Below are 26,241 nucleotides of genomic sequence, written 5' to 3'. Positions count from 1 at the left end.
TAATGAAACAATTTAAAGGAAACAAAGTTGTATTAGTAGGAAATGGTGCAGTAGGTTCTAGTTATGCATTCTCAATGATCAATCAAGGTATTTGTGATGAATTTGTCATCATAGATTTAGATAAGAAGAAAGTAAATGGAGATGTTATGGATTTAAACCATGGAACAATTTATGGTCCTTCTCCAGTCAAAGTAAAAGCAGGCGAATATAAGGATTGTAATGATGCTGATTTAGTCGTGATTTGTGCGGGTGCGGCTCAAAAACCTGGTGAAACAAGATTGGATTTAGTAGCAAAAAATATGAAAATCTTTAAAGCTATAGTCGATGAAGTTATGAGTTCTGGATTTGATGGAATCTTCTTAATTGCTACAAATCCAGTAGACATCTTAACTTATGCAACAATGAAATTCTCTGGTTTGCCAAAAGAACGCGTTATCGGTTCAGGTACAATTCTTGATACAGCAAGATTCAGATATTTATTAAGCGAAGAATTTGATGTAGCACCACAAAGCGTACATGCAAATATTATTGGAGAACACGGAGATTCTGAGCTACCTGTATGGTCACACGCAAATATTGCAGGTAAGCCATTAAGATCTATAATAGAAAAAGATGAAACACGTAAACATAGAATAGAAGAAATTTTTGTTCAAACTAGAGATGCAGCTTATGAAATTATTGAAGCAAAAGGTGCAACATACTATGGAGTTGCAATGGGGCTTATGCGTATTACTAAAGCAATTTTAAACAATCAAGATGTAGTGTTAACTGTTTCTGGATATCTAGAAGGTGAATATGGACATGAAGGTGTTTATATCGGTGTACCAGCTTTAATTAATAGATCTGGTATTAAAGAAATAATCGAAATGCCTTTAAATGAAGAGGAAAAAGCATTATTTGATAACTCTGTTAAAGTACTAAAAGATATACAAGCACCATTCGAAGAACAATTTTAATATAAAAATTTATCCTTGCAGGAGTGGGACGACGAAATCTATTTATAAAACTAGATTTCTATCCCACTCCCTTTTTGTATTTGAAATAGGCATGTTGAGGGGATTTGCTGATTATGGTAGTATCTATATGTCTGCTGAAAAATAAAAAGGAGGTAAGGTCATGAAAAATAGATTATTACGAGATATGATATTAATACTAGTAGGATCATTCATATTTGCTACTGGGGTAAATGCCTTTATTATATCAGCTAATTTAGGTGAAGGTGGCGTAACCGGGGTTTCTTTGATTCTACTTTATGCTTATGATATTTCACCAGCGTGGTCAACGTTTATACTAAACGCTATTTTAATCGCGTTAGGGTATAAATTTTTAAGTAAGAGAAGTACAATTTATACAATAATAGCGGTTATTGCAATATCGGTATTTTTAGGTCTGACAGGTTCATGGGTTGTTGAGACACACGAAATATTAATTAACACAATCTTTGGCGGATTTATGGTCGGTCTAGGTATTGGTTTAATAGTGTTATCTGGCGGAACAACTGCTGGAACAACAATCCTAGCAAGAATAGCTCATAAATATTTAGATGTTAATACATCATATGCTCTTCTATTCTTTGACCTTATCGTAGTCATGTTCTCACTAACTGTAATGCCGTTAGAAAAAGCATTACTAACAGTGATATCTTTATACGTTGGTACTAAAGTTATGGACTTTGTTATTGAAGGTTTAAACCCTAAAAAAGCCGTAACCATTATATCTCAAAATCCTGATCAAATTGCTAAAATGATAGATGAGCAAATTGGAAGAGGATGTACGATTTTAAATGGTAGAGGATATTATTCGAAAAAAGATACGGATGTTTTGTATGTAGTAATTGCTAAAACGCAACTTTCTAGAACTAAACGTATGATCAAGAAATTCGACGAAAATGCATTTGTAGTTGTCCATGATGTGAGGGACGTACTCGGAAATGGTTTCCTTGTGGATGAATAATTTAAAAAAACAAGCTAAGAAAAAGGGGATTCTTAGCTTGTTTTTATTTGTCTCAAAAGTGAATATAACGTGAAAATATTCATTAAATGATAGAAAAAGACCCCATTAAATGTTATAATACATAGATATGAATGATGATAATGATTATCATTTACAAAAAAATACAAATAAGCATAATAAATAGAGTCTATTTTTAATAGAAAGAGGGTTCTTTATGAATCGTTTAACGGGAGAAGCCATTTCAATAGGTTATGGTGAAAAATTAATAGTTAATGATTTAAACTTAGAAATACCTGATGGTAAAGTAACTTCTATAATCGGTCCAAATGGCTGTGGTAAATCAACTTTACTTAAAGCATTAAGCCGTATTTTAAATGTACAAACTGGAGAAGTTTTACTTGATGGAAAGAACTTACATTCAACTTCTACAAAAGAAATTGCTAAAAAAATTGCGATATTACCTCAGTCTCCTGATGTTGCAGATGGATTAACAGTTGGTGAACTGGTTTCTTATGGACGATTTCCTCATCAAAAAGGTTTTGGTAGATTATCTAAACAAGATAAAGAGGAAATAGAGTGGGCTTTAAACGTTACCGGAACTCATGATTTTAAATATAGAGCAATAAATGATTTAAGTGGTGGTCAAAGACAAAGAGTATGGATTGCTATGGCGCTTGCTCAAAAAACAGATATCATTTTCTTAGATGAGCCAACAACATATTTAGATATTTCACATCAACTTGAAATTCTAGAACTTGTTCAAGAATTAAATAGAGAACAAGGTTGTACGATTATCATGGTTTTACATGATATCAACCAAGCAATACGTTTTTCTGACCATTTAATAGCTATGAAATCTGGAGAAATAGTTGCTCAAGGTCAAACAGAAGAAGTGTTAACAAACGAGATTTTAGAAGAAGTGTTTAACATTGATGCTGAACTTTCAACAGATCCTAGAACTGGTAAGCCAATGCTTGTAACATATAATTTACTATGTAAACATTACACAAAGTTATAAAAGGATGGCAGCCTGATGACTCAATCAAAAACAATTAAAGAAAATCGCTATCCTATTATTTTAACAGTTACAATTATTTTACTTGTAGCTGTTTTACTTCTGTCATTTTTATTCGGAGCAAAAACAACTTCGATTCAAATGGTTTATGATGCAATTTTCAACTATAATCCTCAAATAGAGGAACATAATATTTTAAGAGAAATACGAATTCCAAGAGAAATTGGAGCAGTCATTGTCGGAATGGCACTGGCAGTATCTGGAGCTGTAATGCAGGGGGTTACACGTAATGGCTTAGCTGATCCTGGCTTATTAGGACTTAACGCTGGAGCAAGTATGATGCTTGCACTAACTTTAGCAGTAATACCAAGTGCAGGGTACTTTACACTTATGCTTGCAGGATTTGTTGGAGCTGGAATTGGTGGGGTACTTGTAATGAGTGTCGGTTCATCTAAACGTGGTGGATTTAGTCCAATGAGACTTGTACTTGCAGGTGCTGCAGTATCTGCGCTATTGACTGCTGCAAGTGAAGGAATCGCATTAATATTTAAATTAAATCAAACATTAACATTTTGGAGTGTTGGTGGTGTAAGTGGTACAACGTGGAAACAACTTATGATTTCAACGCCGATAGTTGTTGTTATTTTAATAGTGTTAATTATGATGAGTAGACAACTTACAATACTTAGTTTAGGTGATACACTTTCAAAAGGTTTGGGACAAAATAGTACTGTTGTTAGGTATACGAGTTTAATTGCTACAATATTATTAGCAGGTATAGCTGTATCTATTGTAGGTCAAATTGCTTTTGTAGGCTTAATGGTTCCTCATATTGTTAGATTTATGATAGGGACAGATTATAAACGCGTTATCCCTTTATCAGCAGTATTAGGTGGATTTATTCTTCTATTTGCAGATATGATTGCGAGAATGTTAGGAGAAGCACCAATTGGAGCAGTTATTTCAATTATTGGTGTACCGTTCTTCCTTTATCTTGTAAGAAGGGACGGTAAAATATTATGATACATCCTAAAATAATTCGAAAACAACGCATAACTTTTACCATTTTAGTAGTCGTACTCATCGCATCAATGGGATTTGCGATGACAACTGGCGAATTTAAGATGTCATTTGTCCAATTTTTCAAAACAATTTTAGGTCAAGGTAACGAACTAGATACTATGATTTTGTATGAATTTAGAATGCCAAGAATGCTTATTACAATCTTAGCAGGAGCTAGCTTAGCATTGAGTGGTGCAATACTTCAAAGTATTACAAAGAACCCACTAGCAGAGCCTGGTATCTTGGGTATTAACGCAGGAAGCGGCTTTATGATTACATTGTTTTTAGTAGTTGGTACTATCAAAGCAGGCGACTTTGTATATGTATTACCACTTGTAAGTATGCTAGGTGGTTTAGCTACAGCTATGGTAATATTCATCTTTAGTCATAAAAAAGGTGAAGGAATAAACCCAGTGAGAATGGTATTAATCGGTGTGGGTTTATCAACTGCATTAAGTGGGGCATCTATTACAATCATGTCTACTTTTGACCAAGATCAAATGGAATTTATAGCAAGATGGTTTGCAGGTAATATATGGGGAGACGAATGGCCATTCGTGTTTGCATTTGTACCATGGTTAGCAATCGTTATGCCATTCTTGTTTTATAAAGCGAATGTATTAAATGTCTTAAGCACAAACGAACAAGTTTCAGTTGCTTTCGGTATTAATAATAATAAAGAAAGAATCCTTCTCGTCTTCTTAGCTGTTGTGTTATCATCTGCAGCAGTTTCAGTAGCAGGAGGAATAGGCTTCGTAGGATTAATGGGGCCACATATTGCTAGAAGTATAGTAGGACCAAGACATCAACTATACCTACCAATAGCCGTGTTAAACGGTGCAATATTGTTAGTCGTAGCAGATACAATTGGTAAAATTGTATTAGAGCCTAATGGACTACCAGCAGGAATTATCGTTGCAATAGTTGGAGCACCATATTTCTTATATTTAATGCAAAAATCAACACATATATAAAATGCTTTCAATCTGAATTAATTCGGATTGAAAGCATTTTTTTATTTTTGAATATAGTATACTGTACAGACTTAAAAAATCCAGTTTCAAATAAAATTTTAACTAAAAATATAAATTAAATATAAAATATTGTTTCCGAAATCATTTTAAGGGTATAACTATGAGTAGTAATAGAACTTTACATAGGAGGTGCAGTTGCCAGTGAGAAGATTAAAGAATTTTTTCCTAGGCTTGTTCATAATAGTAGTTGTAGGCACGCTTCTTTTTATGTACTTGGATATTAGCCAAATTAAGAGCTATCAACAACAGTTATTAAAATATAATTGGTTTGAACCTACATTGATTGCTTGTGCTGGCGTATTAATATTCTTTGGTTTACTAATGTTCTTTGCGACATTTAAACCAACACATAAGAAACCAGGCTTACACCGTGACTACGAGGATGGTCACATATATATTACGAGAAATTCAGTTGAAAAATGTGTTTATCGTACAATTCAAAAATACGATCAAGTTCGTCAACCAAATGTTGTTGCTAAACTTTATAACAAGAAGAACAAATCTTATGCAACAGTTAAAGCTGATTTCTTTGTAGTTTCAGAGACAGGTGGTATTCAAACATTAACTGATCGTATCAAATCGGATATTAAAGAAAATGTTGAACATTTCTCTGAAATACCAGTGAAAAATATCGAGATTAATGTAAGAGATCAGAAAACGAGTGATACAAGAGTATTATAAGACAAGGATAGGAGGTTCCGGTTATGCCAAATGAAAATCAAGATCCGAATCAATTCATTAATTTTATTAAAGAATATAAATGGAGAATTATTGGTTTTATAGCGATGTTAATTTTAGCAGTTTTATTTTTAACTATTGGTTTTTGGAAAACAGTTTTAATTCTTGTCCTATGTTTAATAGGTGTGGGGCTAGGGTATATTAAAGACTGTACACAGCAGTTTTTAAATTTCCTTAACAGAATTAGTTAGACTGCTAAATATATAAATAAAAAAATTAAAACAAATTATAAACTAAGGGAGAGAATTTATTATGGCAAACGTAGACAACAACAAAGCAAAAAGCAGTTACAATGAACAAACTGGTGTAAACGAACAAGAACGTGAAGTTCAACAACAACAACAAGCTCAAGCTCAAGAACCACAATTTTCAAATACATTATCTTTCTCAGATGAAGTAGTAGAAAAAATTGCTGGAATTGCTGCAAGAGAAGTTAAAGGTATTTTAGATATGAAAGGCGGATTTGCATCTAGCTTTACTGACCGTTTTACTTCTGGAAATAACGTAACACAAGGTGTAACTGTTGAAGTAGGAGAAAAACAAGCAGCTGTAGACTTAAAAGTTATTTTAGAATATGGTGAATCAGCTCCTAGAATCTTCAAAAAAGTGTCAGACTTAGTTAAAGAACAAGTTAAACATATGACTGGCCTTGAAGTTGTTGAAGTTAACATGCATGTTGATGATGTAATGAGTAAAAAAGAATACGAACAAAAAAACGCATCTTCTAATGAAGAAAACCAATCACAAAATGGTAAAGAATTACAATAATAGATATAAAAAAAGCGACCGGAAATTTTCCGGTCGCTTTTTATTATACTTGTTGTGATTTAGGTTTCTTTTTAAGTGTTAAGCAAATTAAAAATGCGATAAAGCTTAATACAGCTGCTACATATAAGCTTGACACGACATTAAAGTAAGAAACAAAAATGCCTCCTAATAATGAACCTGCCCCAATTCCTGCATTTAAACTAGACATGTTCCAACTCATAGCAGCACTAGTATCTCCTTCTATTTGAGAGATAATACCTATTTGAATTGGTGGATTCGATCCCCATTGAACGATATTCCATAAGAATACACCTACAAGAGTAATAATTAATATAGGTAAAAATGATTGGAAAATAAGCATTAATACTGTGTAAGTGCTTAATGAAATTAACAACCATTTCTTGCTTCCTAATGAGTCTGTAATATATCCTCCTAATGATGTTCCAAGAATTGCACCAAGTCCCGCAACGAGCAATACAATGGAAACAATATTTAAGTCATATCCATAAATTGATAATAATGGACTGATATATGTTACGACAACATAATTAGCTGCAAGTATTAAGAAAGTGATACTTAAATATTTAACAATTTCAAGTTTGTCAATAATCTTATAGCCTTGACTTTGTTGAGATGATTCAACTGTATCTATTTTATTACTTGCTACATTAAATGCGATTAATATAATAGCTGCAACCCCGACAAGTGATATAAATACAAATGACATTCTCCAACCTACTAGGTCACCAATTTTTGTACCTAGTGGAACACCTAATACATTGGCGGCACTGAAACCTGTATACACGAGTCCGATCATTTTGCCTCGTTCACTTGGGTTAGAATATACGACAGTTAATGATAAAATCTTAACAACTATAATAGCTGCAGCGGCAGAAGATAATATTCTACCTAAAACTAATATTGTAAAATTAGGTGAGAAAGCGATGATGCAGTTTCCTAATATGAAAATAGCCATGCTTACTAATAAGACGGTCTTTGGTGATATGTTCTTTGTGACTTTAACAAGTATTGGTCCACTTATCGCGAACGTTAATGCATAAACTGTTACGAGTTGGCCAACTATTGCTTCAGATACATTTAAATCTTTACTCATTAAAGTAAGAATCCCCGCAATCATCAATTCAACCATTCCTACGACAAATACGCTTAACATAAATGTGATTAATCGAGCTTTCGACATCATATAACTCCTTCTCTTTGACATATAATCATGATTATAACAGTGTGATTTGTAAAAATACAGATAAAATTTAATACCCGAACAATCGTAATGTCTGTACATATTTTATGTATAAAATTAATTGAAAAAGTGATAATCATCAATATATCATACGGATAATATTCAATTGATTGAATATTTAAAAATATTAAAGTTAAGATTTACAAAATTTTATTGCGTATTATTATCTCATTTCGCTTTTATTTTTCTAAAAATTAATGACAGCGCTTACATAAAAATATATAATAAAATTAGGGATGAATAGTATTGAATATTTATTAATTATTGTGTATAGTTAGTCTTGCGAAAAGGAGAGAAAGTATGAAACAATCGAGTGTTTTAGTGGGAAGGTTAAAATTTATAATATTATCATTATTAGGGATTTACCTCTTTTTAGTTCCAATAACAGTAACAGACGATAAAGGTAATCCAGAGACTAGTTTACCTGTTGCATTTTTAGCAAATACCGTTTTAGGTTGGATAGGGGATTATGCAGGATTAATTATTATGCTCTTAATATGTTTTTCTGCAGTGATGACATTAATTTATTCTACTGTATTTAGTAGTTCTACTAAGAGATCTATAACTAATGAGCTATTTAATGTGAATTGGATATGGGTTGTAATACGCATAATAGGTGCTATATTTGCCATTTGTATATATTTCGATTTTGGACCGGGCATTGTAGTGAACGAAAATACAGGTTTAATGGTTTATAATGATTTATTACCAACTTTACTAGCTGTATTTTTCTTTGCAGGTCTATTCCTTCCATTGTTGATGGACTTTGGTTTATTAGAATTTTTAGGACCAATGTTTGCACCTGTCATGAGACCAGTGTTTAAATTACCAGGAAGATCTACAGTTGATAACCTTGCATCTTTTATTGGCGATGGAACAGTTGGTGTTATGATTACAAGTCAGCAATACGAACAAGGGTTTTATACTAGAAGAGAAGCTACTGTAATAGCAACGACATTTTCAGTTGTGTCTATTACATTTGCGATTGTTATTGCTCAAACAATCGGTTTAATGGATTATTTCTTCCAGTTTTATTTATCAGTTATTATAGCTTGTATTGTTGCAGCATTTATAATGCCTAGAATTTGGCCGTTGAAGCAAATTCCTGATCAATATTCTGATGGAAGTACTGAACAATTAAACGAAAAAATACCTAAGACTCATAATCCTATTACATGGGGATTTGAACAAGCAACAGAAAAAGCAGTTAAATCACCAGGAGTAAAACAATTCTTTGTTAATGGTGTTAAGACAGTTTTAGATATGTGGTTAGCTGTACTGCCTGTTGTAATGACAATTGGTACTTTAGCAACAATTGTTGCAGAATATACACCAACATTCAGTATTCTTGGAGCACCGTTTGTTCCATTACTAGAATTAATGCAAATTCCATATGCTAAAGAAGCATCTGAAACATTATTAATCGGTTTTGCAGATATGTTCTTGCCATCACTACTCATTAGTGATGTACCAAGTGATATGACAAGATTTATTGTAGGTGCGTTAAGTATTTCTCAATTAATTTATTTATCTGAAGTAGGGGGCGTAATACTTGGTTCTAAAATACCAGTTAGCCTAGGGAAACTCTTTATGATTTATATTATACGTACAATAATTGCTCTTCCAATTATTGTTATACTAGCGCATATATTCTTTTAATAAAAATGTCGACAAAGTTTTAGACTTTGTCGACATTTTTTTATTCACATCAGTACTTTTTTATTTTGGTTCGATAGTTGTTTCTACTTTTGCAATAGCAATCTCTGACCCTAACATTGGTGATTCACCTTTGTCTTTATTAGAATCGCCATCACGATTATGTGCTTGTTTGAAAGCATCACTATTTTTCCAAACTTCAAAGTCTTCTAATTCTTCCCACCACATGTTTACGTGTAATTCGTCGTTCTCTTCTATATCTTGCATATTCCAAGTTTCTACTTTAATGAAACCTTTCATTTCTTGCAAAGCGCCACCTTTAGTAAACATTGGTGCTAATTTTTCTGCATAACCTTTTTTTATTTTAATTCTGTTTGTTACTACATACATATTAATCGCTCCTATTCCTTTGGTGTAGGGTTTGTTGCCCAAATTTGTGCTGTCTTCATAAATGTTCTTGGTTGTAATTTCAATTGTGCTATTACAACGTCTGCTACATCTTCAGGGTGTGTCATTGTATCTTCTTGTAATTGAGGTTCACCTATCAAATCAGTAAGAACGGCTGATGGTGTTAAATAAGACACGCGAATATTATGCTTTCTCATTTCTTGCATAATACCTTCAGTCATTCCAATTACAGCATACTTAGTAGCAGAGTAAACACTGCTTGTAGCATTTGCTTTTAATCCAGACATAGATGCAATGTTTATGACATCACCACTTTTTTGCTTAACTAAGTAAGGTAATGATTCTTGTAATACATAGTAAATTCCTTTAACATTCGTTTCAAATAATTGATCGAATTCTGATTCACTAACTTCTAAAAATGAATTAGTTTTCATTATACCTGCATTATTAATAACAATATCAATTGAACCGAGTGCATGATATGAGTCTTCGATAAAGCGTTGGACATCTTTATGATGTGCTATGTTTGTTTCTTTATAAAAAACTTTAACGTCATATTGTTTTAATTCATTGGCAGCTTCTTTTAAAGTTTCGACATTTCTACTCGCTATTGCTACATTGACACCTTCACGAGCTAAAGCTATAGCAATAGACTTACCTATACCTTTAGAACCGCCTGTAATAATGGCGTTTAGCCCATTTAATTCTCTTAACATAATTAACATCACTCCTCATCTATATGTTAGCACGCATTGAAAATGTATCATAATATTTAATATGAATATGACATAAATAACACCGCGAAGTCGATTAATAAGGACTTCGCGGTGTTTATTTTAAATGATAGAAGATTCAAACTTACGCTTTCGTTAGTTCGTTATATACCTTCTTATCAGCATGTGTATAAATAATGTATTCTTTTTCACTTGTTTCAATGATCACGCGATTTGTTTTACCAAAAGTTGAACCAATTCTTACGATATGATCCTGATTTTCATTAGACAAAGCGTGAATATCCTGATCTTCCTTAATGTCTTTAATTTCATTATTTGGAATTGTAATATCAGCGACTCTCCATTGAATATGAACTTGATTGTTGTCTTTAGATACTCTCATTGCCATAACTAACACATCCTTTTGTTTGATGACTACATCATAACGCATTATGTATCCGTTTTCAACAGATAATAAAGAAAATGTGTCATGTTTTTTATTTAATATGTCATACTAATTAAATTTAGTATTTTTATGCAATATATTGAATAACTATTTACAAAGAGGATTTTGTATTGTAATATTATCTTTATAAATAAATAAGGAGCTGGTTTCATTGGGACGAAGATATCTATGTTAAAGGAATTAAATAAGACGAGTTTTTTAAAAGAAGTTGATTTTTCTAAAGAAGAATTAGAAACACTTATTGATTTAGCTATAGAATTAAAATTCAAAGAAAAGCATCAGATCCCACACCGTTTTTTAAGCGGAAAACATATTGCTTTATTATTTGAGAAACAATCTACAAGAACACGTTCTGCTTTTACAGTAGCTGCTACTAAAATGGGGGCGAATATTTCTTATCTTGGTAAAGAAGATTTACAACTTGGTAAGAAAGAGTCTGTAGAAGATACGGCAATTGTATTAGGTTCAATGTTTGATGGCATTGCTTTTAGAGGTTATGAACAAAAAACTGTAGAAGACTTAGCAAAATATTCAAAAGTACCAGTTTGGAATGGATTGACGAATGAGTGGCATCCAACACAGATGTTAGCTGACTTTTTAACTATTAAAGAGCATTTTGGTACATATGAAGGAAAGACTTTGACTTTTATCGGGGATGGTCGTAATAATATTGCAAATTCATTGCTTGTAACAAGTGCGATACTTGGCGTAAATATCCATATAGTAGCGCCAAAAGAATTGCATCCTAATAAAGAAATTCAAGAGATGGCCAAATCACTTAGCGAAAAATCTCAAAGCGAAGTGTTAATCACGGATGATATTCAAGAAGGTATTTACGGAAGTGATGTCATATACACAGATGTATGGTGTTCAATGGGGGAAGAAGACAAACTTGAAGAACGCTTTGAATTATTAAAGGATTATCAAGTGAATCAGAACCTTATAAATTTAACAGGAAAAAATGATACTTTATTTTTACATTGCTTACCTGCCATTCATGATTTGAATACAGAAATGGGGGCACTCTGTTTCGAAAAATTTGGTGTAACGTGTATGGAAGTAACTGATGACGTATTCAGATCAGACTATTCTAAAGTATTTCAACAAGCAGAAAATAGAATGCATACAATAAAAGCATTATTAGCCACTACGTGTGGAGAAATATTTTAAAGTGAAAAAAGAGTGGAGAAGAAATCTTTTTATAAAATTAGATTTCTCACCCACTCTTTTTTATTTAAAAATCTTTTATTAATTTCTTTCGATTACGATTGATTTCAACATATTTAGTATAGCTATAAAGAATTATACCTGCCCAAATAAATATAAATGTAATTAACTGGTCAACATCAAATTGTTCACCAAGTAAGAAAATACCTATAAAGAACATAAGAGTAGGACCGATATATTGAATGAACCCAGTTAGTGAAAGTGGTATTCTTCTAGCTCCAGCACTAAATAGTATAAGTGGTATTGCAGTTATTGCGCCAGACAGTAATAACCAACCACTAGAATGATTCATTCCAAAAGTAATAGCATCATTTTGTGATAAGTAGAATATATAAATAAGTGCTGCTGGTAATGTGACAATACATTCTATTGTAATACTACTAAAAGCATCGATATCTACTACTTTCTTAATTAACCCGTACAATGCAAAGGATGTTGCTAATAGTATCGATACGTACGGAAATTCACCGACTTGGAAAGTCATATAAATTACACCTATAAACGCTAGTGCAATTGCTATCCATTGTGCTTTTGAGAAACGTTCTCCTAAAAATATAAAAGCTAGGAATATACTCATTAAAGGATTTATGTAATAGCCTAAACTCGCTTGGAGCACGTGATGGTTATTAACTGCCCAAATAAATGTACCCCAGTTAACTGTAATAATATAACCTGCAGCAATAATCGCTAATAACATTTTTTTTTGCTTAAATAATTTAATTGTTGCATTTTTGAACATTGATAGTTGTTTAGTAAATGTTAATAATAACAACATGAATACAGCGGACCATATTATGCGGTGGGCTAGTATTTCGAATGGACCTATTTCATTTACGAGGTTCCAGTATATTGGAAGAATACCCCAAATTATATATGCGAAAGTTGCATACATAATACCTTTTTTAAATTCTGACATTGTTTATGACTCCCATTGTGATTGAATAACTTCTGCTTGATCGTGATAAATGTTTGAAGCAATATTTGCAAGTAATCTCGAAGTTCGATTATCAATATCGAATCTTGGTGATAGTTCTGCAATACTAATGCTTGTACTTTTATTTGAATTTGTAACTAACTGTAAAATTGTTTGTACAATTTGAGGTTGTAATCCCATTATACAAGGTGCACTAACAGCAGGTGCATAACTAACATCGATTGAATCTGTACATAATGTTATGAGTATTTCGTCGTATTCTTCAATAAATGAATTAATAGAAGTAATTGTTTCGATAGATAAATGACTACGTAGTTCATCTTCACGTATATACTGTACGCCATATTCATCAGCTCTTTCGAACAATGCTTTTGTATTACCATTTTTTTGTATACCTAATACAAAATAACCGACTTGGTCATCTTGATCTAAAATTTGTTTAAACATTGTTCCAGAAGAAGGTTGTTCATCATAATCTCTCATATCAAAATGCGCATCTATATTGATGATGCCTATTTTTTTGTTTTTATTAGCTCTTCTCACGCCTAAATAATGTCCATATAAAACTTCATGACCGCCACCAACAATGACTGTGAAATGGTTATGTAATAGAATTTCAGAAATTTTATCTCCTAGTTCTTCTTGTGCATCTTCCATTTTAGTTTTGTTGCAAATGACATTACCATAGTCTGTTAAATGTAAATATTCATTATGAATTGGTAAGGGACTCAATGACTTTCTAAAATGTTTAGGACCATCAACAGCTCCTGTTCTGCCATTATTTCTAGAAACACCTTCATCACATTCAAAGCCTATAAGCGCCATGTTTACTTGGTGCTCAAATTCTTTCTTTGGTTGAATATCATCTTTTTCGATATTAATCGAATTCACAATTTGATGAAATCTGAATGCAGAGCGTAAAGATAAGCTATCAGTTCTACCAGTCCATTCATCCTTTTTAACATCTTTATACATAACAAATACCTCCTACATGTTACAATAATTTTTACTAATATCAGTTTATCATGTATGATATTCTTATGTTTTAATATGTGCTTAATTATTTTATAAGAAAGAAGTGTCCTTAATGAGAGAAAAGAAAGAAAAAGCAAAAAGGCCGAGGAGTGATTCAATGAAATGGATTTATGGTCTCTTAACAGTTTGCTTAATATTTCTAGTAGCATGTGACAATCAATCTTCTAAGAATAATGAAACAAATAAAGAAAAGTCGTCAAATGTAAAAACAACAGAAGAAGATACAAATGAAGTTAAAACGAAAGAAGAAAAGCGTATTGACAATAAAACAGTAGAAAAAAATAAAGCTCAAAATAACAAAAGTATAGAAAATAATGAAAAGCAGTCTTCAGAAGAAATTCCAGTAGAAGAAAATGTGAACGGTGTTAAACCTAACAATCATACTGTACCTGAAGAATTCGATACAAAAGTATATAATACTGCAAGAAATTGTTTGTTAAATCAAGGCAATTCTCAAGCAGAGTGTGATGATGTAGAAAGTACAATAGAATTCACGAGAGCTTGGCAAAATTTAAGTCATGATGGTTATTTATGTAATGATGATGGTTGTACTTTGCCTAAAGATGATCAACATCAAGATAATAGTCAACAATCAGATCAAGATTCAAATTATCAAACAGATGAATTGAATACGAATGAAAATAATCATCGAGAAAATCACTCGAATAATAACAATCAACAATATAAAGATACGAATAAAGAACAACAAAAACAAAATCAATCAAATGAAACAACAAATGAAACAACAAATGAAACAACAAATGAAAATGCTAATAATCAAGAGAATTTAAATAAAGCAAGCTAAATAAAAAGCGTTCGTCTCTGTAGACGAACGCTTTTTACTGTGAAATAAGGGGGTTATTTCAACAATGGTATAGGGTTATGTTTAATATGACTTACAACTATAGTTTAACAGGCTTTTATTTCAAATCAATACTTTTGTGATTGTTTTCACAATTTCGTCATTTGAATTTATTTTTTGTGATGTACATCACGATAAAGTCACAAAGTGTTCGTATACTTGTTCGGTATTTTGTGGTAAAATAAATTAAAATGATTTTGAAAAGAGGAAAAATTAATATGACAGGAAAAACACATCTAGCTTGCGGTATATTCATCGGGTCATCATTAAGTATTTATTATGGAGAAGATGTTTTCACTTCTTTTACGATAGTTAGTTTATGCGGCGTTTCAAGTTTAGTTCCAGATATCTGCCATTTTAAAAGTAATATTGGAAAGAAGTTATTTCCAATTAGCTTTATTATAAGATTGATTTTTGGACATCGAACATTTACTCACTCCTTATTATTTTTATTTCTAATATTTTGGGGATTGAATACAATTTCTGCACCAGAACCTTATTTAGTGTCTATAATATTAGGTATGTTGTCTCATATTATTTTAGATATGTTAACGCCTAGAGGTGTGAAGTTATTCTATCCATTAGATGTTTCTGTTAAATTACCAATTGTATTTAAAACAGGTGGGGCAATTGATTTAAGTTTATCTTCTGCCTTTACGATTGTTACAATTATATTATGGTGGAAAGACATTTATCGTTTATTTATATAAATAACGAAAAGAGGCTGAGACAATTAATTGTCCCAGCCTCATTAATATTAATATGTTATTTTCCGAATTTACCTTTTAAATCTTCGCCTTTATCTTTAGCGAAGTCTTTACCTTTTTCTGTGTACTCATCTTTGTTTTCGTTTACGTGGTCCTTACCTTTTTCAACTGCTTTGTCTTTTGCGTCGTTGAACTTATCTCCTAAACTCATAATAAAATCCTCCTTGGCCTATTATTAATAGGAATATTTTGTGTTTGAACCAACACATTAATATATTTACCCGTTTATTTTTTAAATAATCATTTTAATTATTATTTTTTTGTGATATTTTTAGACAAATCATTCTAAAGTCGTATAATGATAATGAGTCAAATATTCGGAGGTATTATAATGCTAGATGAAACAATGTTAAAACAACATGGACAAGAGCACTTTTTAGAGTATAGTAAAGTGATGAGTCAGAGTGAGAAAGAACAATTAGATTTAGATATTAATAGATTGGATTTAGATGAAATAAATGATTTATACCAAGATGTATATGTAAATAGAAAACCCATTGAAGTTGCAGAAGATATAGAACAAGTTAATTTTGATGTAAAAAATCAATTTACGCTAGATGAGTTGAAGTCTTATAGATCATTAGGAATTAAGGCTATTAAAGAGGGGAAATTCGCTGTCTTATTAATGGCTGGTGGGCAAGGTACTAGATTAGGACATAAAGGTCCAAAAGGTACATTCTCATTTAATGATAAAAGTTTGTTTGAAAGACAAGCTGAACAATTACGTAATTTAACTGAAGAAGTAGGTACGCCAATTCATTGGTACATTATGACAAGTGATGTTAACCATAAAGATACGTTATCATTCTTCCTAGAGCATAAGTATTTTGATTATGACGAAAATTATATTCACTTTTTCAAGCAAGATCACATTGTAGCTTTAACTACGGAAGGTAAATTGATTTTAGACACTGATAAGCATATTATGCGTACACCTAATGGTAATGGTGGTGTGTTTAAATCATTAGAAAAGAATAATCTATTATCAGAAATGAAAGAGAATGGCGTTGAGTATTTATTCCTAAATAACATTGATAATGCATTAGTTAAAGTATTAGATCCAGAATTTGTTGGATATACTATAGAGAAAAATAGTGATGTTACAACTAAATCAATTAAAGCTTACGAAGATGAAAAAGTAGGTCGTATTGTTTCAGTTGATGGAAAAAAACGAGTGCTTGAGTATTCTGAACTAACTCCTGAAGACGTAAATAAACTTGATAATGCTAATATTGGTATTCATGTGTTTAAAGTTGATTTTCTAATTGATGCAGCATCTAAACCACTTCCTTATCATTTAGCTGTTAAAAAACTTAAGCAATTAGATGAAGATTTCAGCGTAGTTGAAATTGAATCATTAAAGTTTGAATTATTCTACTTTGATATTTTTCAATATGCTCAAACTTTCGCTACACTTCAAGTAAATAGAGATATAGAATTTAGTCCTTTAAAAAATAAAGAAGGAAAAGATAGTATAGAAACAGCTCAAAAAGATTTAGAAAATAATCAACTTTTATAAAAGAGGTATATGAATGGATCAAATAAATAATACGCAGTCTCATCCTAGAAAAGACGGGAAAGTTAAAGAAGCATTTAAAGATATAATGCCACTCTCATTTGGAGAGGAAGTAGGAAATGCAGTTTCTCATGGTATACCAGCATTTTTACTTTTATTCTTCTTACCGTACGCAGCTGTTGAAAGCTATATTAATGATGGTGCACTTAAATCAACAAGTGTATCTATATACATTATTAGTATTATGCTTATGTTCTTATCATCAGCAGTTTATCATTCAATGTCTTCATCTTCACCTCAAAAGTATATTATGAGAATCATTGATCATAGTATGATTTATATAGCAATCTGCGGAACTTATACACCAATAGCTTTGTCATTAGTAGGTGGCTGGCTAGGCTGGGTGATTATGGCTGTTCAGTGGGGTATAACTATTTGGGGAATCATTTATAAATCTACAGCTAAAAATGTAAATCATAAATTGAGTTTGGCAATGTATTTAATTATGGGATGGATGGCTGTACTAATGTTGCCAACCATTATAAATAAGACATCTTTAATTTTCATGTTATTTATAATGATTGGCGGTATCAGCTACACGATAGGTGCATGGTTCTATGCTCAAAAAAATAGAAAGTATTTCCATATGATATGGCACTTCTTTATCCTTGTTGCATCTATATTTCATTTTCTAGCAATTATGTACTTCATGTAGGAGGTCAAAATGAATTATCGTTTGTATTATAGTGTCCTTACGATTATTATTTTAATACAAGGTTATTTCTTTTATTATTTTGTATTTAGTGATGGTAAACAAGGCGGTTTACAGTTTATGGGATTCGTTTCTCTAATATTTGGATTGATTTTAGTCTATGTCATAATAATGCTCGTTAAACATCAAAGAAGAAATAATAGCCAAAAATTCAATGAACATATTAAAAAAGGTGAACAAAGACGGTTAAAATAATTTTAATAAGGACGACCAACTAATGAAATGTATAATTAGTTGGTCGTTCTTTTGTTAATTTTTGAAAAAAGGGGTAAATATACAATATAAGATAATTTATCGATATGAATAGGGGGACATGATCATGTCAGATGAAAGAAAATTTGAATCATTCAATCGTGAAAAATTAAATAAAGAAGAAGAAATACAAGGAGAAGCGGTCGAGGACAGAAGCGGTCATAAAATTGATCAAGCTGATGACAATTTCTTAGATATGAGTCAAAGTGAAATTAAAGGTAAAAATCAAATTGAAAAGAAATTATTAGAGAAATTAGATAATCTGGTGCAACAAGGTGCTACATTAGAAAAGCAAGAAGAAGTAACAGACTTGCACAGAGAATGGCTTACTTATAGTTGGCCGAACTATACAGAAGATAGACATTTAGAGATCATCAATATGTATGAAGCGGATAAAAGATATCGTGATTATTTTGGTGAGGATAGAACACAAGAATTGATATTAGCAGTTAAGCATGTATTGAAATAAACTGAGTACATGACCACGAAAAGTATGTGCAAAAAAGTCATCGATTTTATCGGTGTCTTTTTTGCTTTTATATATGTAAAATTGACTTATGTTAATTTATAAGGAGATGGGTCTGGTGAAGAAGCTATTCAACAATGGAAAAATATATACTATGAATCATTCTGAAGATACATATGTAGGTGTTATCGTTAATGATGGAACAATAGAAAGATTATTAACACAAGATGATCTAAATGAAATCAATATAAAAGATTTTGAAGTAATAGATTTAAATGAGGGTACGATGTTCCCTGGTTTTGTAGAAACCCATATCCATGTGCTGGGGACAGGTGTATGGCTTTCCTCTGTTATCCTAAATGGTGAAACAAATATAGAAGTCGTTAAAGATAAGATTAAGCAAAAAGCTGAACAGCTTGAACCTGGTGAATGGTTAGTTGCTGAAGGATATGATGAAAATTTATTACATGGCATTAGACTAGATAAGAACGATTTAGATGAGTTGTGTAAAGATAATCCAGTTATCATTAAACGAGTTTGCAGACATGCAGCAATCGTCAATACGAAAGCTTTAAAAATATTAGATGTCAAAGATGATGTAGACAATCCTGTTGGTGGATCATATGAAAAACAAGATGGTGTGTTAACTGGCTGGATTTATGATACAGCTATGGAACCTTTTGAAGAATTAGCTTCTAACGAAGATGAACAATCGCTAACTAAACATTTACAAAATGCTATAGATTATTTATATCAATTTGGCATAACGGGATCTCATACTGAAGATTTAGGATATTACGAAGATTATAAAGATGTCTTGAACGCTTATAAAACAGTGGTTGGTGGAGAAGATCATCAAAGACCATTTAGAGTACGTTTGTTGCGTCACTTTAGTGTTTATGAACAAATGATGGATGAACAAGCTACTTTCGTTGATGGTTGGTTAGAACCAGATGCTATGAAATTCTATGCAGATGGTGCTTTTGGTGGTAGCACAGCTTTATTGAAAGAACCTTATTCGAACGACCCAGCTGGTGAAAATTATGGTTTATCCATATATACTCAAGAAGAATTGAATGAAAAAGTTCAACTAGCTAGAAAATATAATGGGGCAATAGCTGTTCATATGATAGGCGATAAAGCTTGCGAGATGGTATTAGATGCTATTGAAAAATATCCAGCACCAAAAGAGTTAAGAGATAGATTGATTCATATTAGTACTTTGAATGAAGAATTACTAAAACGTGTTTCTAAATTACCCGTAATATGTGATGTGCAACCTCAGTTTATTACGAGTGATTTCCCATGGGTGCAAGATAAAGTTGGAGATCAAAGAGCGAGATATTTATATCCATTTAAATCAATGTTAGATTTGAACATTATTATAGGTGGTGGGTCTGATGCACCTATAGAAACGCCTAATCCGATGTTAGGTGTTCATGCAGCTGTAAATAGACAATCTTATGGAGAAAACGGTGCATATTTCATTGAAGAAGCAATATCTATATTTGATGCAATGAGTTTATATACGACGCAAGCAAGTGAAATTGCACAAACAACTGATAGAACAGGAAAAATAAAACCTGGATACGAAGCGGATTTTACAGTATTAGATAAAGATCCATTTGAGACTGACCCAAAAGAGTTAGCGAATATACAAGCAATTAAAACGATAGTTAACGGAAAAATTGTTTACGAAAGAGAGTAAATTATGAGTAAGAATAAAGGAATTGTACTAGCATTAGTACTCATTATGTTTATGAGTGCAATTGAAACATCTATAGTGTCATTGGCAACGCCAACGATGCAAAGAGATTTTAATATTGAAACAGAAGTGGCATTAATTTTTACAGTATATTTAATCGCAGTCGTATTTATGACACCAATTGTTGGTGAATTAGTTAAGCGTATAAATATTAAATTTGTAGTTCTACTTGGAATATCAGTTTTTATAATTGGTAGTGTATTTTGTGGATTAAGTGAAATGACAAATAGTTTTCCATTGCTTGTCATTTCAAGAATTGTTCAAGGACTTGGTGCAGGCGTGATGATGACTTTAGGACAAGTTGTACCAAAGTTAGCATTTCCAATACCACAAAGATATAAAGTAATGGGCATAGTTGGAAGTGTTTGGGGAATATCAAGTATTGTAGGTCCACTACTAGGTGGTGCAATATTAGAATATTTAAACTGGAGCTTTTTATTTTATATAAATGTACCTATAGCTTTAATATCTATCTGGCTCGTTATTAAATACTTTAATTTTGAACAAGAAAAAGTAGAAAAAACGAAATTAGACTATAAGGGATTACTTATATTTTATGGTGTAGTAGCAAGTTTCTTATTAATAGTAGCTGAACATATACCTCTTATAGTAAGAGGGATTTGTTTCGTAATATTAATAGCACTCGCTTTTACTTTATATAAAATAGAAACAAGTATTAAAAATCCATTTGTTCCAATTGAAGCATTTAATAGGAAAATTATTTTAGTTCTATTTACCGACTTATTATATTCAACAATGTTAATGGGATATACTATTTTTATGCCAATATATTTACAGAATGAACAAGGTTTTTCTCCGCTACAAAGTGGTTTAACGATATTTCCAATGTCTGTCGGTTGGCTGTTTATTACATTTATATTAGGTAGACTAGATAAAATAAAATTAAAGTTTATTTATTTGTTGGCTTTCTTAGCAATGTTTGTTGGTAGTTTCGCAATTATAACTGGAGTAGAATGGATTGTAATTATTCCATTCGCTGTGTTTGTGATGGGTGTATCTTTTGGAACTGTATATACAAAAGATGTAGTAGTAGTTCAGGAAGAAGCACCAAGTCATCAGTTAGGATCAATGATGTCGATTTACACATTGTTCAAAACAATTGGAAGTACAACTGGATCATTAATAGTAGCTTCCATATATGTGCTAGATGTTCCATTCTTAACTTACGGTGTGCAAAATATTATGCTTTATATTATACTCGTCGCAGTAACATTAACGATTGCATGGTCCCTCATTTTTAAAGAAGCAAATAGGGATAGCATTTAACGAAGAATACAAAAGGGAGTAACAATGTATGAAAAGAAAAAACAAACGCTTTGATTTATTTCAATTATTGACGTTATTGATTATTATAAGTATCTTCACATTGTCTGGTGCAATTTTCATTGTGTTACTTTCTTTTGGTATGTTTGGCTTAAGTAGAATATTAATTTATTATGGTTTGGCAGAATTCAATTATAATAAAAGTGTGATAGATAACTTGTTTTATTATGGTAGTTATATTTTATTTGGTTACTTCACATTAGTTGCCATTGAATTTTTATTAGACAGATTCAAAAATAAATTGAATGATAATCCATACTTTAAAGGCATGACCTTCCATTTATTAACCATTACTGTTAGTACAATTATGTTTTATTTCACAGTGCATATTTATTATTCACAAATAAAAATTGAATTCTGGGTAATTTTAATTATTATTACGATTCTATATATATGTACTGAAATCTTTTATCCAGATAGTAAAAATTTAAATAGATGAAACATTTATTTTGATTTCCGAAATAAAATAGTGCATAATAGCAAAGGTATATTTTAGAAGGAGTTGAAACCATGAATGTTCAGGATATTTCAAAAGGTAAAAGAAATCTAGTCGTAGCTGTGATGTTAGTAAGTGCCTTTGTGGCAATTTTAAATCAAACTTTATTAAATACAGCGATACCTGAAATCATGGTACATTTAAATATTGATGCTAACCAAGGACAATGGTTAATGACGGGATTTATGTTAGTTAATGGTGTTATGATACCAGCGACTGCATTTCTAATGGATAAATTTAATACAAGACCACTTTATTTAATGGCGATGTTATCATTCACAATAGGTACACTGGTAGCAGCACTTTCGCCTAATTTTAGTATATTAATGTTAGCGAGGGTACTTCAAGCAATGGGTGCGGGAGTTATGATGCCCCTTATGCAATTTGTACTCTTTAATTTATTCCCTAAAGAAAAACGTGGCTTTGCGATGGGTATGGCAGGTTTAGTTATTTCATTTGCACCTGCATTAGGACCAACTTTATCAGGATACTTAGTGGATAATTTTAGTTGGAGAAGTCCGTTCTACTCAATTATTCCATTTTCAGTAATAGCATTAGCTTTTGGTGCGAAATACTTAACAAATATTTCTAAGCCAAAAGATGTACATTTAGATGTACCATCTTTAATTTTATCAACAGTAGGATTTGGGTCATTACTGTATGGGTTCAGTAGTGCAGGATCATTAGGATTTACTTCAGCTACTGTTATCATTACATTGATCATTGGTGTAGTTACATTAATAGTATTTATATTCAGACAGTTAAAACTAGAAACACCATTATTGAATATAAGAGTGTTTAAATATAAAACATTTGCACTAACGACAGTTATAGGTGTATTTTCAATGGTATCTTTAATTGGACCATCATTGTTGATGCCAATGTATATGCAAGATGCTAGAGGATATACAGCACTCATATCAGGCCTGTTATTATTACCAGGTGCAATTGTAACGGGAATCATGTCTCTTGTAACAGGTCGTTTATTTGATAAATATGGTGCGAAATGGCTCGCTATTACAGGTTTCTCAATTATCAGTGTCACGACGTTGATGCTTGCATTCTTGAGTACCGATACGTCATTAGCATATTTGATTATCGTTTATACAGTAAGAATGTTTGGTGTTTCTATGATTATGATGCCAGTTAACACAGCTGGTTTAAATGCGATACCAAACGAAGTATTATCACACGGAACAGCAATGATGAATACTTTAAGAACAATTGCTGGTTCAATTGGTACGGGAATTTTAGTAACAATCATGTCAATTGGTGCTAAAAACTTCAATCCATCAAAAGAACAATTAGAGGTAGCAAGTTCTGGTAATAAAGCAGAAATATTACAATCTCAAGCAATGATACATGGTATTAATATTGCGTTCTTAGTATTAACAGTTATCGTATTCTTTGGAGTTGTACTTTCAATATTTCTTAAAACAGAGAAAATTAATCGAAACACTAGAATACCTAACCACTCAAAATAAGATTTTAAACAGGTTGAGACAAATTAATGTCTCAGCCTGTTTTTTTGAACATTAAACTACCTATTTGTATAATTTTTTTGTTACACTAATTATAAAGATGAATAGATAAACATTTTAGAAGGGGAGTCGTAGCTTTGTTATCTGTAGAACAGGTTAAAGAACTTGTGGGAGCATTACATGATCCAATTGTGGATGTACCATTAAAAGAAACAGGCGGTATTATTGAGGTAGGCATTAAAGAAGAGAAAGAACATGTAAGTGTGAAGGTTGCTATTGCTAAGTTAGGTGGACAGCCTCAATTAGATTTACAAATGGAAATTGTTGATTTATTAAAAGAAAATGGTGCTAAAACAGTTGGAATAAGATTTGATGAATTGTCTGCAGAAGCACTAGAAAAATTTAAAGCAGTAATGGAAGAACAAACAATTGAAGGATTGTTATCTAAAGATAATCCTGTAGAATTTATAGCTGTAGCTTCAGGTAAAGGTGGCGTCGGCAAATCAACAGTAGCGGTCAATTTAGCAGTGTCGCTTGCAAGACAAGGGAAAAAAGTTGGACTTGTTGATGCTGATATTTATGGTTTTAGTGTTCCAGATATGATGGGTATTCAAGAAAAACCTGAAGTAGAAGGAGAACAAATCATACCTGTTGAACGTGAAGGTGTTAAAGTTATTTCTATGGCTTTCTTTGTGGAAGAAAATGCGCCAGTTATTTGGAGAGGACCTATGCTCGGTAAAATGATTACTAGTTTCTTTACCGAAGTTAAATGGGGAGAGTTAGACTATTTAATACTCGATTTACCTCCAGGCACTGGTGATGTAGCTTTAGATGTACATACAATGTTGCCTTCAAGTAAAGAAATTATTGTTACAACGCCTCATCCAACTGCTGCATTCGTAGCAGCAAGAGCGGGCGCGATGGCTAAACATACTGAGCACTCAATTATTGGTGTCATTGAAAACATGTCTTATTTCCAAAGTAAAGAAACTGGAAATAAAGAGTATGTATTTGGCAAAGGTGGAGGCACGAAGTTAGCAGAAGAACTTCAAACAACATTATTAGGAGAACTTCCTTTAAGTCAGCCAGAATGGGATGAAAATAATTTCTCACCATCTATATATAAAGAAAATGAAGATCTAGGTAAGGTTTATAGTCAAATTGCTAAAAATATAATTAATATAACAATGGAAGAGTAGTGCGGAGGTAAGCAAGTGACCTTAAAATATTTAATTCAATTTTATAGAAATACACTGCTTATTGGTGTTGTCGTTACATATTTATCATCTTTAATTTTTGGTTATGATAAAGTAACGAAGTATTTATTTGCAGGAGATATTGGAAACTTTATAGCGGCATCAGTATGGTTTATAGTAGTAGGTCTACTAGTTGCCACAATAAGTCAGTTAGCATATTTTATCTATTTGTTTATAAATCAGTTAGGTATCGGAATATTTGGGAAGATTTGGCCACATGTACAAATCGTTGTCACGATATTTGCTATATTCGATCTAGTCTATTTTAGATTTTTGAGATTTGGTGGCACTGATCAAATACTTTCATTTATTTGGCTACCTATAGTCGTTATTGTTTTTGCAACCATCACAAGCAATCTTAAAAATAAGCAATCTAAAAAGAATTTATGGATACCATCTATGTTCTTTATGATAGTTATGACTACTGTAGAACTTATTCCGTTTTTAAGAGTAGAAGATACAAGCTGGATTTATTTAACAATATTTGGTTTATTATTATGTAATGTTTATCAGCTTATTACATTGCCAAAATTTAATGCATTGTCTCTCGAAGAAAGAAAAGCGAAGAAAGCAAATCGTGAAAATAGCATTAAAAGCAAGTGATAAATGAACAAAAACACAAGATTAAAGGTTTATTACACCTTAATCTTGTGTTTTTTAATTTTTTGTAAAAAAATCGATATATATTATTGACTTTTATAAGACCACTTGATATTATATAAAGGTCGCTGAAAACGACAGCACAACAACAAAAAAGAAATTTAAAGTTTTTGTTAAAAGTGTAAAATTAACTCTTGTTAATACGCATTAAATGTTATATATTTATAAACGTGTTAAAAATTAGTTAAGAAACAAGTTGAAAACAATCGTTGTTTTTAGTACAATATTGTTTAGACATTTAACAAATGAACATTGAAAACTGAATGACAATATGTCAACGTTAATTCCAATAATTGAGTACTTATAGTACTTCAAAGAGTGATTGGCTTAACCA

General features: G+C 31.6%; 29 protein-coding genes. 22 read left to right on the top strand and 7 right to left on the bottom strand.

Annotated features, from left to right (window positions below):
- Window positions 1–2 precede the first annotated feature (2 nt).
- The 8 genes from LQ609_RS09830 to LQ609_RS09795 all read left to right on the top strand — a co-directional run bounded on the left by LQ609_RS09830 (window position 3) and on the right by LQ609_RS09795 (window position 6,570).
- Window positions 3–956 (top strand): L-lactate dehydrogenase, encoded by a 954-nt coding sequence (locus LQ609_RS09830; RefSeq protein WP_078358095.1) that lies wholly within the window; start codon window positions 3–5, stop codon window positions 954–956.
- 160 nt (window positions 957–1,116) lie between these two features.
- Complete coding sequence (locus LQ609_RS09825) at window positions 1,117–1,953, top strand: YitT family protein (protein WP_078358096.1); 837 nt, start codon at window positions 1,117–1,119, stop codon at window positions 1,951–1,953.
- A gap of 214 nt (window positions 1,954–2,167) precedes the next feature.
- The gene (locus tag LQ609_RS09820) at window positions 2,168–2,971 is read left to right on the top strand and encodes an ABC transporter ATP-binding protein (RefSeq protein WP_115337129.1); all 804 of its coding nucleotides are present in this window, start codon (window positions 2,168–2,170) and stop codon (window positions 2,969–2,971) included.
- A gap of 15 nt (window positions 2,972–2,986) precedes the next feature.
- Window positions 2,987–3,991, top strand: a complete 1,005-nt coding sequence (locus LQ609_RS09815) for a FecCD family ABC transporter permease (RefSeq protein ID WP_078358098.1) — start codon at window positions 2,987–2,989, stop codon at window positions 3,989–3,991.
- Entirely contained in the window at window positions 3,988–5,004 is a 1,017-nt protein-coding gene (locus LQ609_RS09810; RefSeq protein ID WP_078358099.1) for a FecCD family ABC transporter permease, read from the top strand. The genes LQ609_RS09815 and LQ609_RS09810 overlap by 4 nt, the downstream gene beginning before the upstream one ends.
- A gap of 201 nt (window positions 5,005–5,205) precedes the next feature.
- Window positions 5,206–5,745: an alkaline shock response membrane anchor protein AmaP gene (amaP, locus tag LQ609_RS09805; RefSeq protein ID WP_239700419.1), complete on the top strand. Its 540-nt coding sequence runs from the start codon at window positions 5,206–5,208 to the stop codon at window positions 5,743–5,745.
- Window positions 5,746–5,768: 23 nt separating this feature from the next.
- Window positions 5,769–5,993, top strand: coding sequence for a DUF2273 domain-containing protein (locus LQ609_RS09800; RefSeq protein WP_025906323.1), 225 nt, complete (start codon window positions 5,769–5,771; stop codon window positions 5,991–5,993).
- A gap of 61 nt (window positions 5,994–6,054) precedes the next feature.
- A complete protein-coding gene (locus LQ609_RS09795) occupies window positions 6,055–6,570 on the top strand; it encodes an Asp23/Gls24 family envelope stress response protein (protein WP_078358101.1) in 516 nt (171 codons plus the stop codon).
- A gap of 43 nt (window positions 6,571–6,613) precedes the next feature.
- On the opposite strand, the gene LQ609_RS09790 is transcribed toward LQ609_RS09795, so the two are convergent.
- Window positions 6,614–7,771, bottom strand: a complete 1,158-nt coding sequence (locus LQ609_RS09790) for an MFS transporter (protein WP_078358102.1) — start codon at window positions 7,769–7,771, stop codon at window positions 6,614–6,616.
- Window positions 7,772–8,131: 360 nt separating this feature from the next.
- On the opposite strand from LQ609_RS09790, the gene LQ609_RS09785 reads away from it, so the two are divergent.
- Window positions 8,132–9,490 (top strand): YjiH family protein, encoded by a 1,359-nt coding sequence (locus LQ609_RS09785; protein WP_078358103.1) that lies wholly within the window; start codon window positions 8,132–8,134, stop codon window positions 9,488–9,490.
- Between the two features lie 60 nt (window positions 9,491–9,550).
- Here the strand turns inward: LQ609_RS09785 and LQ609_RS09780 are convergent, their stop codons facing one another.
- The 3 genes from LQ609_RS09780 to LQ609_RS09770 all read right to left on the bottom strand — a co-directional run bounded on the left by LQ609_RS09780 (window position 9,551) and on the right by LQ609_RS09770 (window position 11,017).
- Window positions 9,551–9,877, bottom strand: a complete 327-nt coding sequence (locus LQ609_RS09780) for a heme oxygenase (RefSeq protein WP_078358104.1) — start codon at window positions 9,875–9,877, stop codon at window positions 9,551–9,553.
- Window positions 9,878–9,888: 11 nt separating this feature from the next.
- On the bottom strand, window positions 9,889–10,611 hold the full coding sequence (locus LQ609_RS09775; RefSeq protein WP_078358105.1) for an SDR family NAD(P)-dependent oxidoreductase: 723 nt from the start codon (window positions 10,609–10,611) through the stop codon (window positions 9,889–9,891).
- A 142-nt stretch (window positions 10,612–10,753) separates the two neighbouring features.
- Window positions 10,754–11,017 (bottom strand): SunI/YnzG family protein, encoded by a 264-nt coding sequence (locus tag LQ609_RS09770; RefSeq protein WP_078358106.1) that lies wholly within the window; start codon window positions 11,015–11,017, stop codon window positions 10,754–10,756.
- A gap of 225 nt (window positions 11,018–11,242) precedes the next feature.
- Here LQ609_RS09770 and argF point away from each other — a divergent pair, with 225 nt between their 5' ends.
- Window positions 11,243–12,244: an ornithine carbamoyltransferase gene (gene argF / locus LQ609_RS09765; protein ID WP_078358107.1), complete on the top strand. Its 1,002-nt coding sequence runs from the start codon at window positions 11,243–11,245 to the stop codon at window positions 12,242–12,244.
- A 64-nt stretch (window positions 12,245–12,308) separates the two neighbouring features.
- On the opposite strand, the gene rarD is transcribed toward argF, so the two are convergent.
- Both rarD and hutG read right to left on the bottom strand, forming a co-directional pair.
- On the bottom strand, window positions 12,309–13,217 hold the full coding sequence (rarD, locus tag LQ609_RS09760) for an EamA family transporter RarD (RefSeq protein WP_078358108.1): 909 nt from the start codon (window positions 13,215–13,217) through the stop codon (window positions 12,309–12,311).
- Between the two features lie 3 nt (window positions 13,218–13,220).
- The gene (hutG, locus tag LQ609_RS09755) at window positions 13,221–14,210 is read right to left on the bottom strand and encodes a formimidoylglutamase (protein WP_239734682.1); all 990 of its coding nucleotides are present in this window, start codon (window positions 14,208–14,210) and stop codon (window positions 13,221–13,223) included.
- A gap of 157 nt (window positions 14,211–14,367) precedes the next feature.
- Between hutG and LQ609_RS09750 the strand changes: the two genes are divergently transcribed.
- A complete protein-coding gene (locus LQ609_RS09750) occupies window positions 14,368–15,075 on the top strand; it encodes a hypothetical protein (protein ID WP_239734681.1) in 708 nt (235 codons plus the stop codon).
- A gap of 275 nt (window positions 15,076–15,350) precedes the next feature.
- Window positions 15,351–15,842: a metal-dependent hydrolase gene (locus LQ609_RS09745; RefSeq protein WP_078358111.1), complete on the top strand. Its 492-nt coding sequence runs from the start codon at window positions 15,351–15,353 to the stop codon at window positions 15,840–15,842.
- Window positions 15,843–15,897: 55 nt separating this feature from the next.
- On the opposite strand, the gene LQ609_RS09740 is transcribed toward LQ609_RS09745, so the two are convergent.
- Complete coding sequence (locus LQ609_RS09740; RefSeq protein WP_169711986.1) at window positions 15,898–16,050, bottom strand: hypothetical protein; 153 nt, start codon at window positions 16,048–16,050, stop codon at window positions 15,898–15,900.
- A 180-nt stretch (window positions 16,051–16,230) separates the two neighbouring features.
- Here LQ609_RS09740 and LQ609_RS09735 point away from each other — a divergent pair, with 180 nt between their 5' ends.
- The 10 genes from LQ609_RS09735 to LQ609_RS09690 all read left to right on the top strand — a co-directional run bounded on the left by LQ609_RS09735 (window position 16,231) and on the right by LQ609_RS09690 (window position 25,850).
- Window positions 16,231–17,418 carry a UTP--glucose-1-phosphate uridylyltransferase gene (locus tag LQ609_RS09735; protein WP_078358112.1) on the top strand — a complete coding sequence of 396 codons (1,188 nt, stop codon included), beginning with the start codon at window positions 16,231–16,233 and terminating at the stop codon, window positions 17,416–17,418.
- Between the two features lie 13 nt (window positions 17,419–17,431).
- The gene (gene trhA / locus LQ609_RS09730; protein ID WP_078358113.1) at window positions 17,432–18,130 is read left to right on the top strand and encodes a PAQR family membrane homeostasis protein TrhA; all 699 of its coding nucleotides are present in this window, start codon (window positions 17,432–17,434) and stop codon (window positions 18,128–18,130) included.
- A gap of 9 nt (window positions 18,131–18,139) precedes the next feature.
- Window positions 18,140–18,382 (top strand): hypothetical protein, encoded by a 243-nt coding sequence (locus LQ609_RS09725; RefSeq protein WP_078358114.1) that lies wholly within the window; start codon window positions 18,140–18,142, stop codon window positions 18,380–18,382.
- Between the two features lie 124 nt (window positions 18,383–18,506).
- Window positions 18,507–18,908, top strand: coding sequence for a TipAS antibiotic-recognition domain-containing protein (locus LQ609_RS09720; protein ID WP_107509929.1), 402 nt, complete (start codon window positions 18,507–18,509; stop codon window positions 18,906–18,908).
- A 115-nt stretch (window positions 18,909–19,023) separates the two neighbouring features.
- Window positions 19,024–20,613, top strand: coding sequence for an amidohydrolase (locus LQ609_RS09715; protein WP_239734680.1), 1,590 nt, complete (start codon window positions 19,024–19,026; stop codon window positions 20,611–20,613).
- A gap of 3 nt (window positions 20,614–20,616) precedes the next feature.
- Window positions 20,617–21,957 (top strand): multidrug efflux MFS transporter SdrM, encoded by a 1,341-nt coding sequence (gene sdrM / locus LQ609_RS09710; protein WP_115337134.1) that lies wholly within the window; start codon window positions 20,617–20,619, stop codon window positions 21,955–21,957.
- Between the two features lie 28 nt (window positions 21,958–21,985).
- On the top strand, window positions 21,986–22,453 hold the full coding sequence (locus LQ609_RS09705) for a SepA family multidrug efflux transporter (RefSeq protein WP_107509927.1): 468 nt from the start codon (window positions 21,986–21,988) through the stop codon (window positions 22,451–22,453).
- 71 nt (window positions 22,454–22,524) lie between these two features.
- The gene (locus LQ609_RS09700; RefSeq protein WP_078358119.1) at window positions 22,525–23,994 is read left to right on the top strand and encodes an MDR family MFS transporter; all 1,470 of its coding nucleotides are present in this window, start codon (window positions 22,525–22,527) and stop codon (window positions 23,992–23,994) included.
- Window positions 23,995–24,128: 134 nt separating this feature from the next.
- A complete protein-coding gene (locus LQ609_RS09695; protein WP_078358120.1) occupies window positions 24,129–25,190 on the top strand; it encodes an Mrp/NBP35 family ATP-binding protein in 1,062 nt (353 codons plus the stop codon).
- A 15-nt stretch (window positions 25,191–25,205) separates the two neighbouring features.
- On the top strand, window positions 25,206–25,850 hold the full coding sequence (locus tag LQ609_RS09690; RefSeq protein ID WP_078358121.1) for a KinB-signaling pathway activation protein: 645 nt from the start codon (window positions 25,206–25,208) through the stop codon (window positions 25,848–25,850).
- Window positions 25,851–26,241: the final 391 nt, after the last annotated feature.

It is taken from the genome of Mammaliicoccus sp. G-M28, from assembly GCF_022386595.1.
Lineage (GTDB): Bacteria > Bacillota > Bacilli > Staphylococcales > Staphylococcaceae > Mammaliicoccus > Mammaliicoccus fleurettii.
This window is presented reverse-complemented; position numbering and strand designations above follow the sequence as displayed.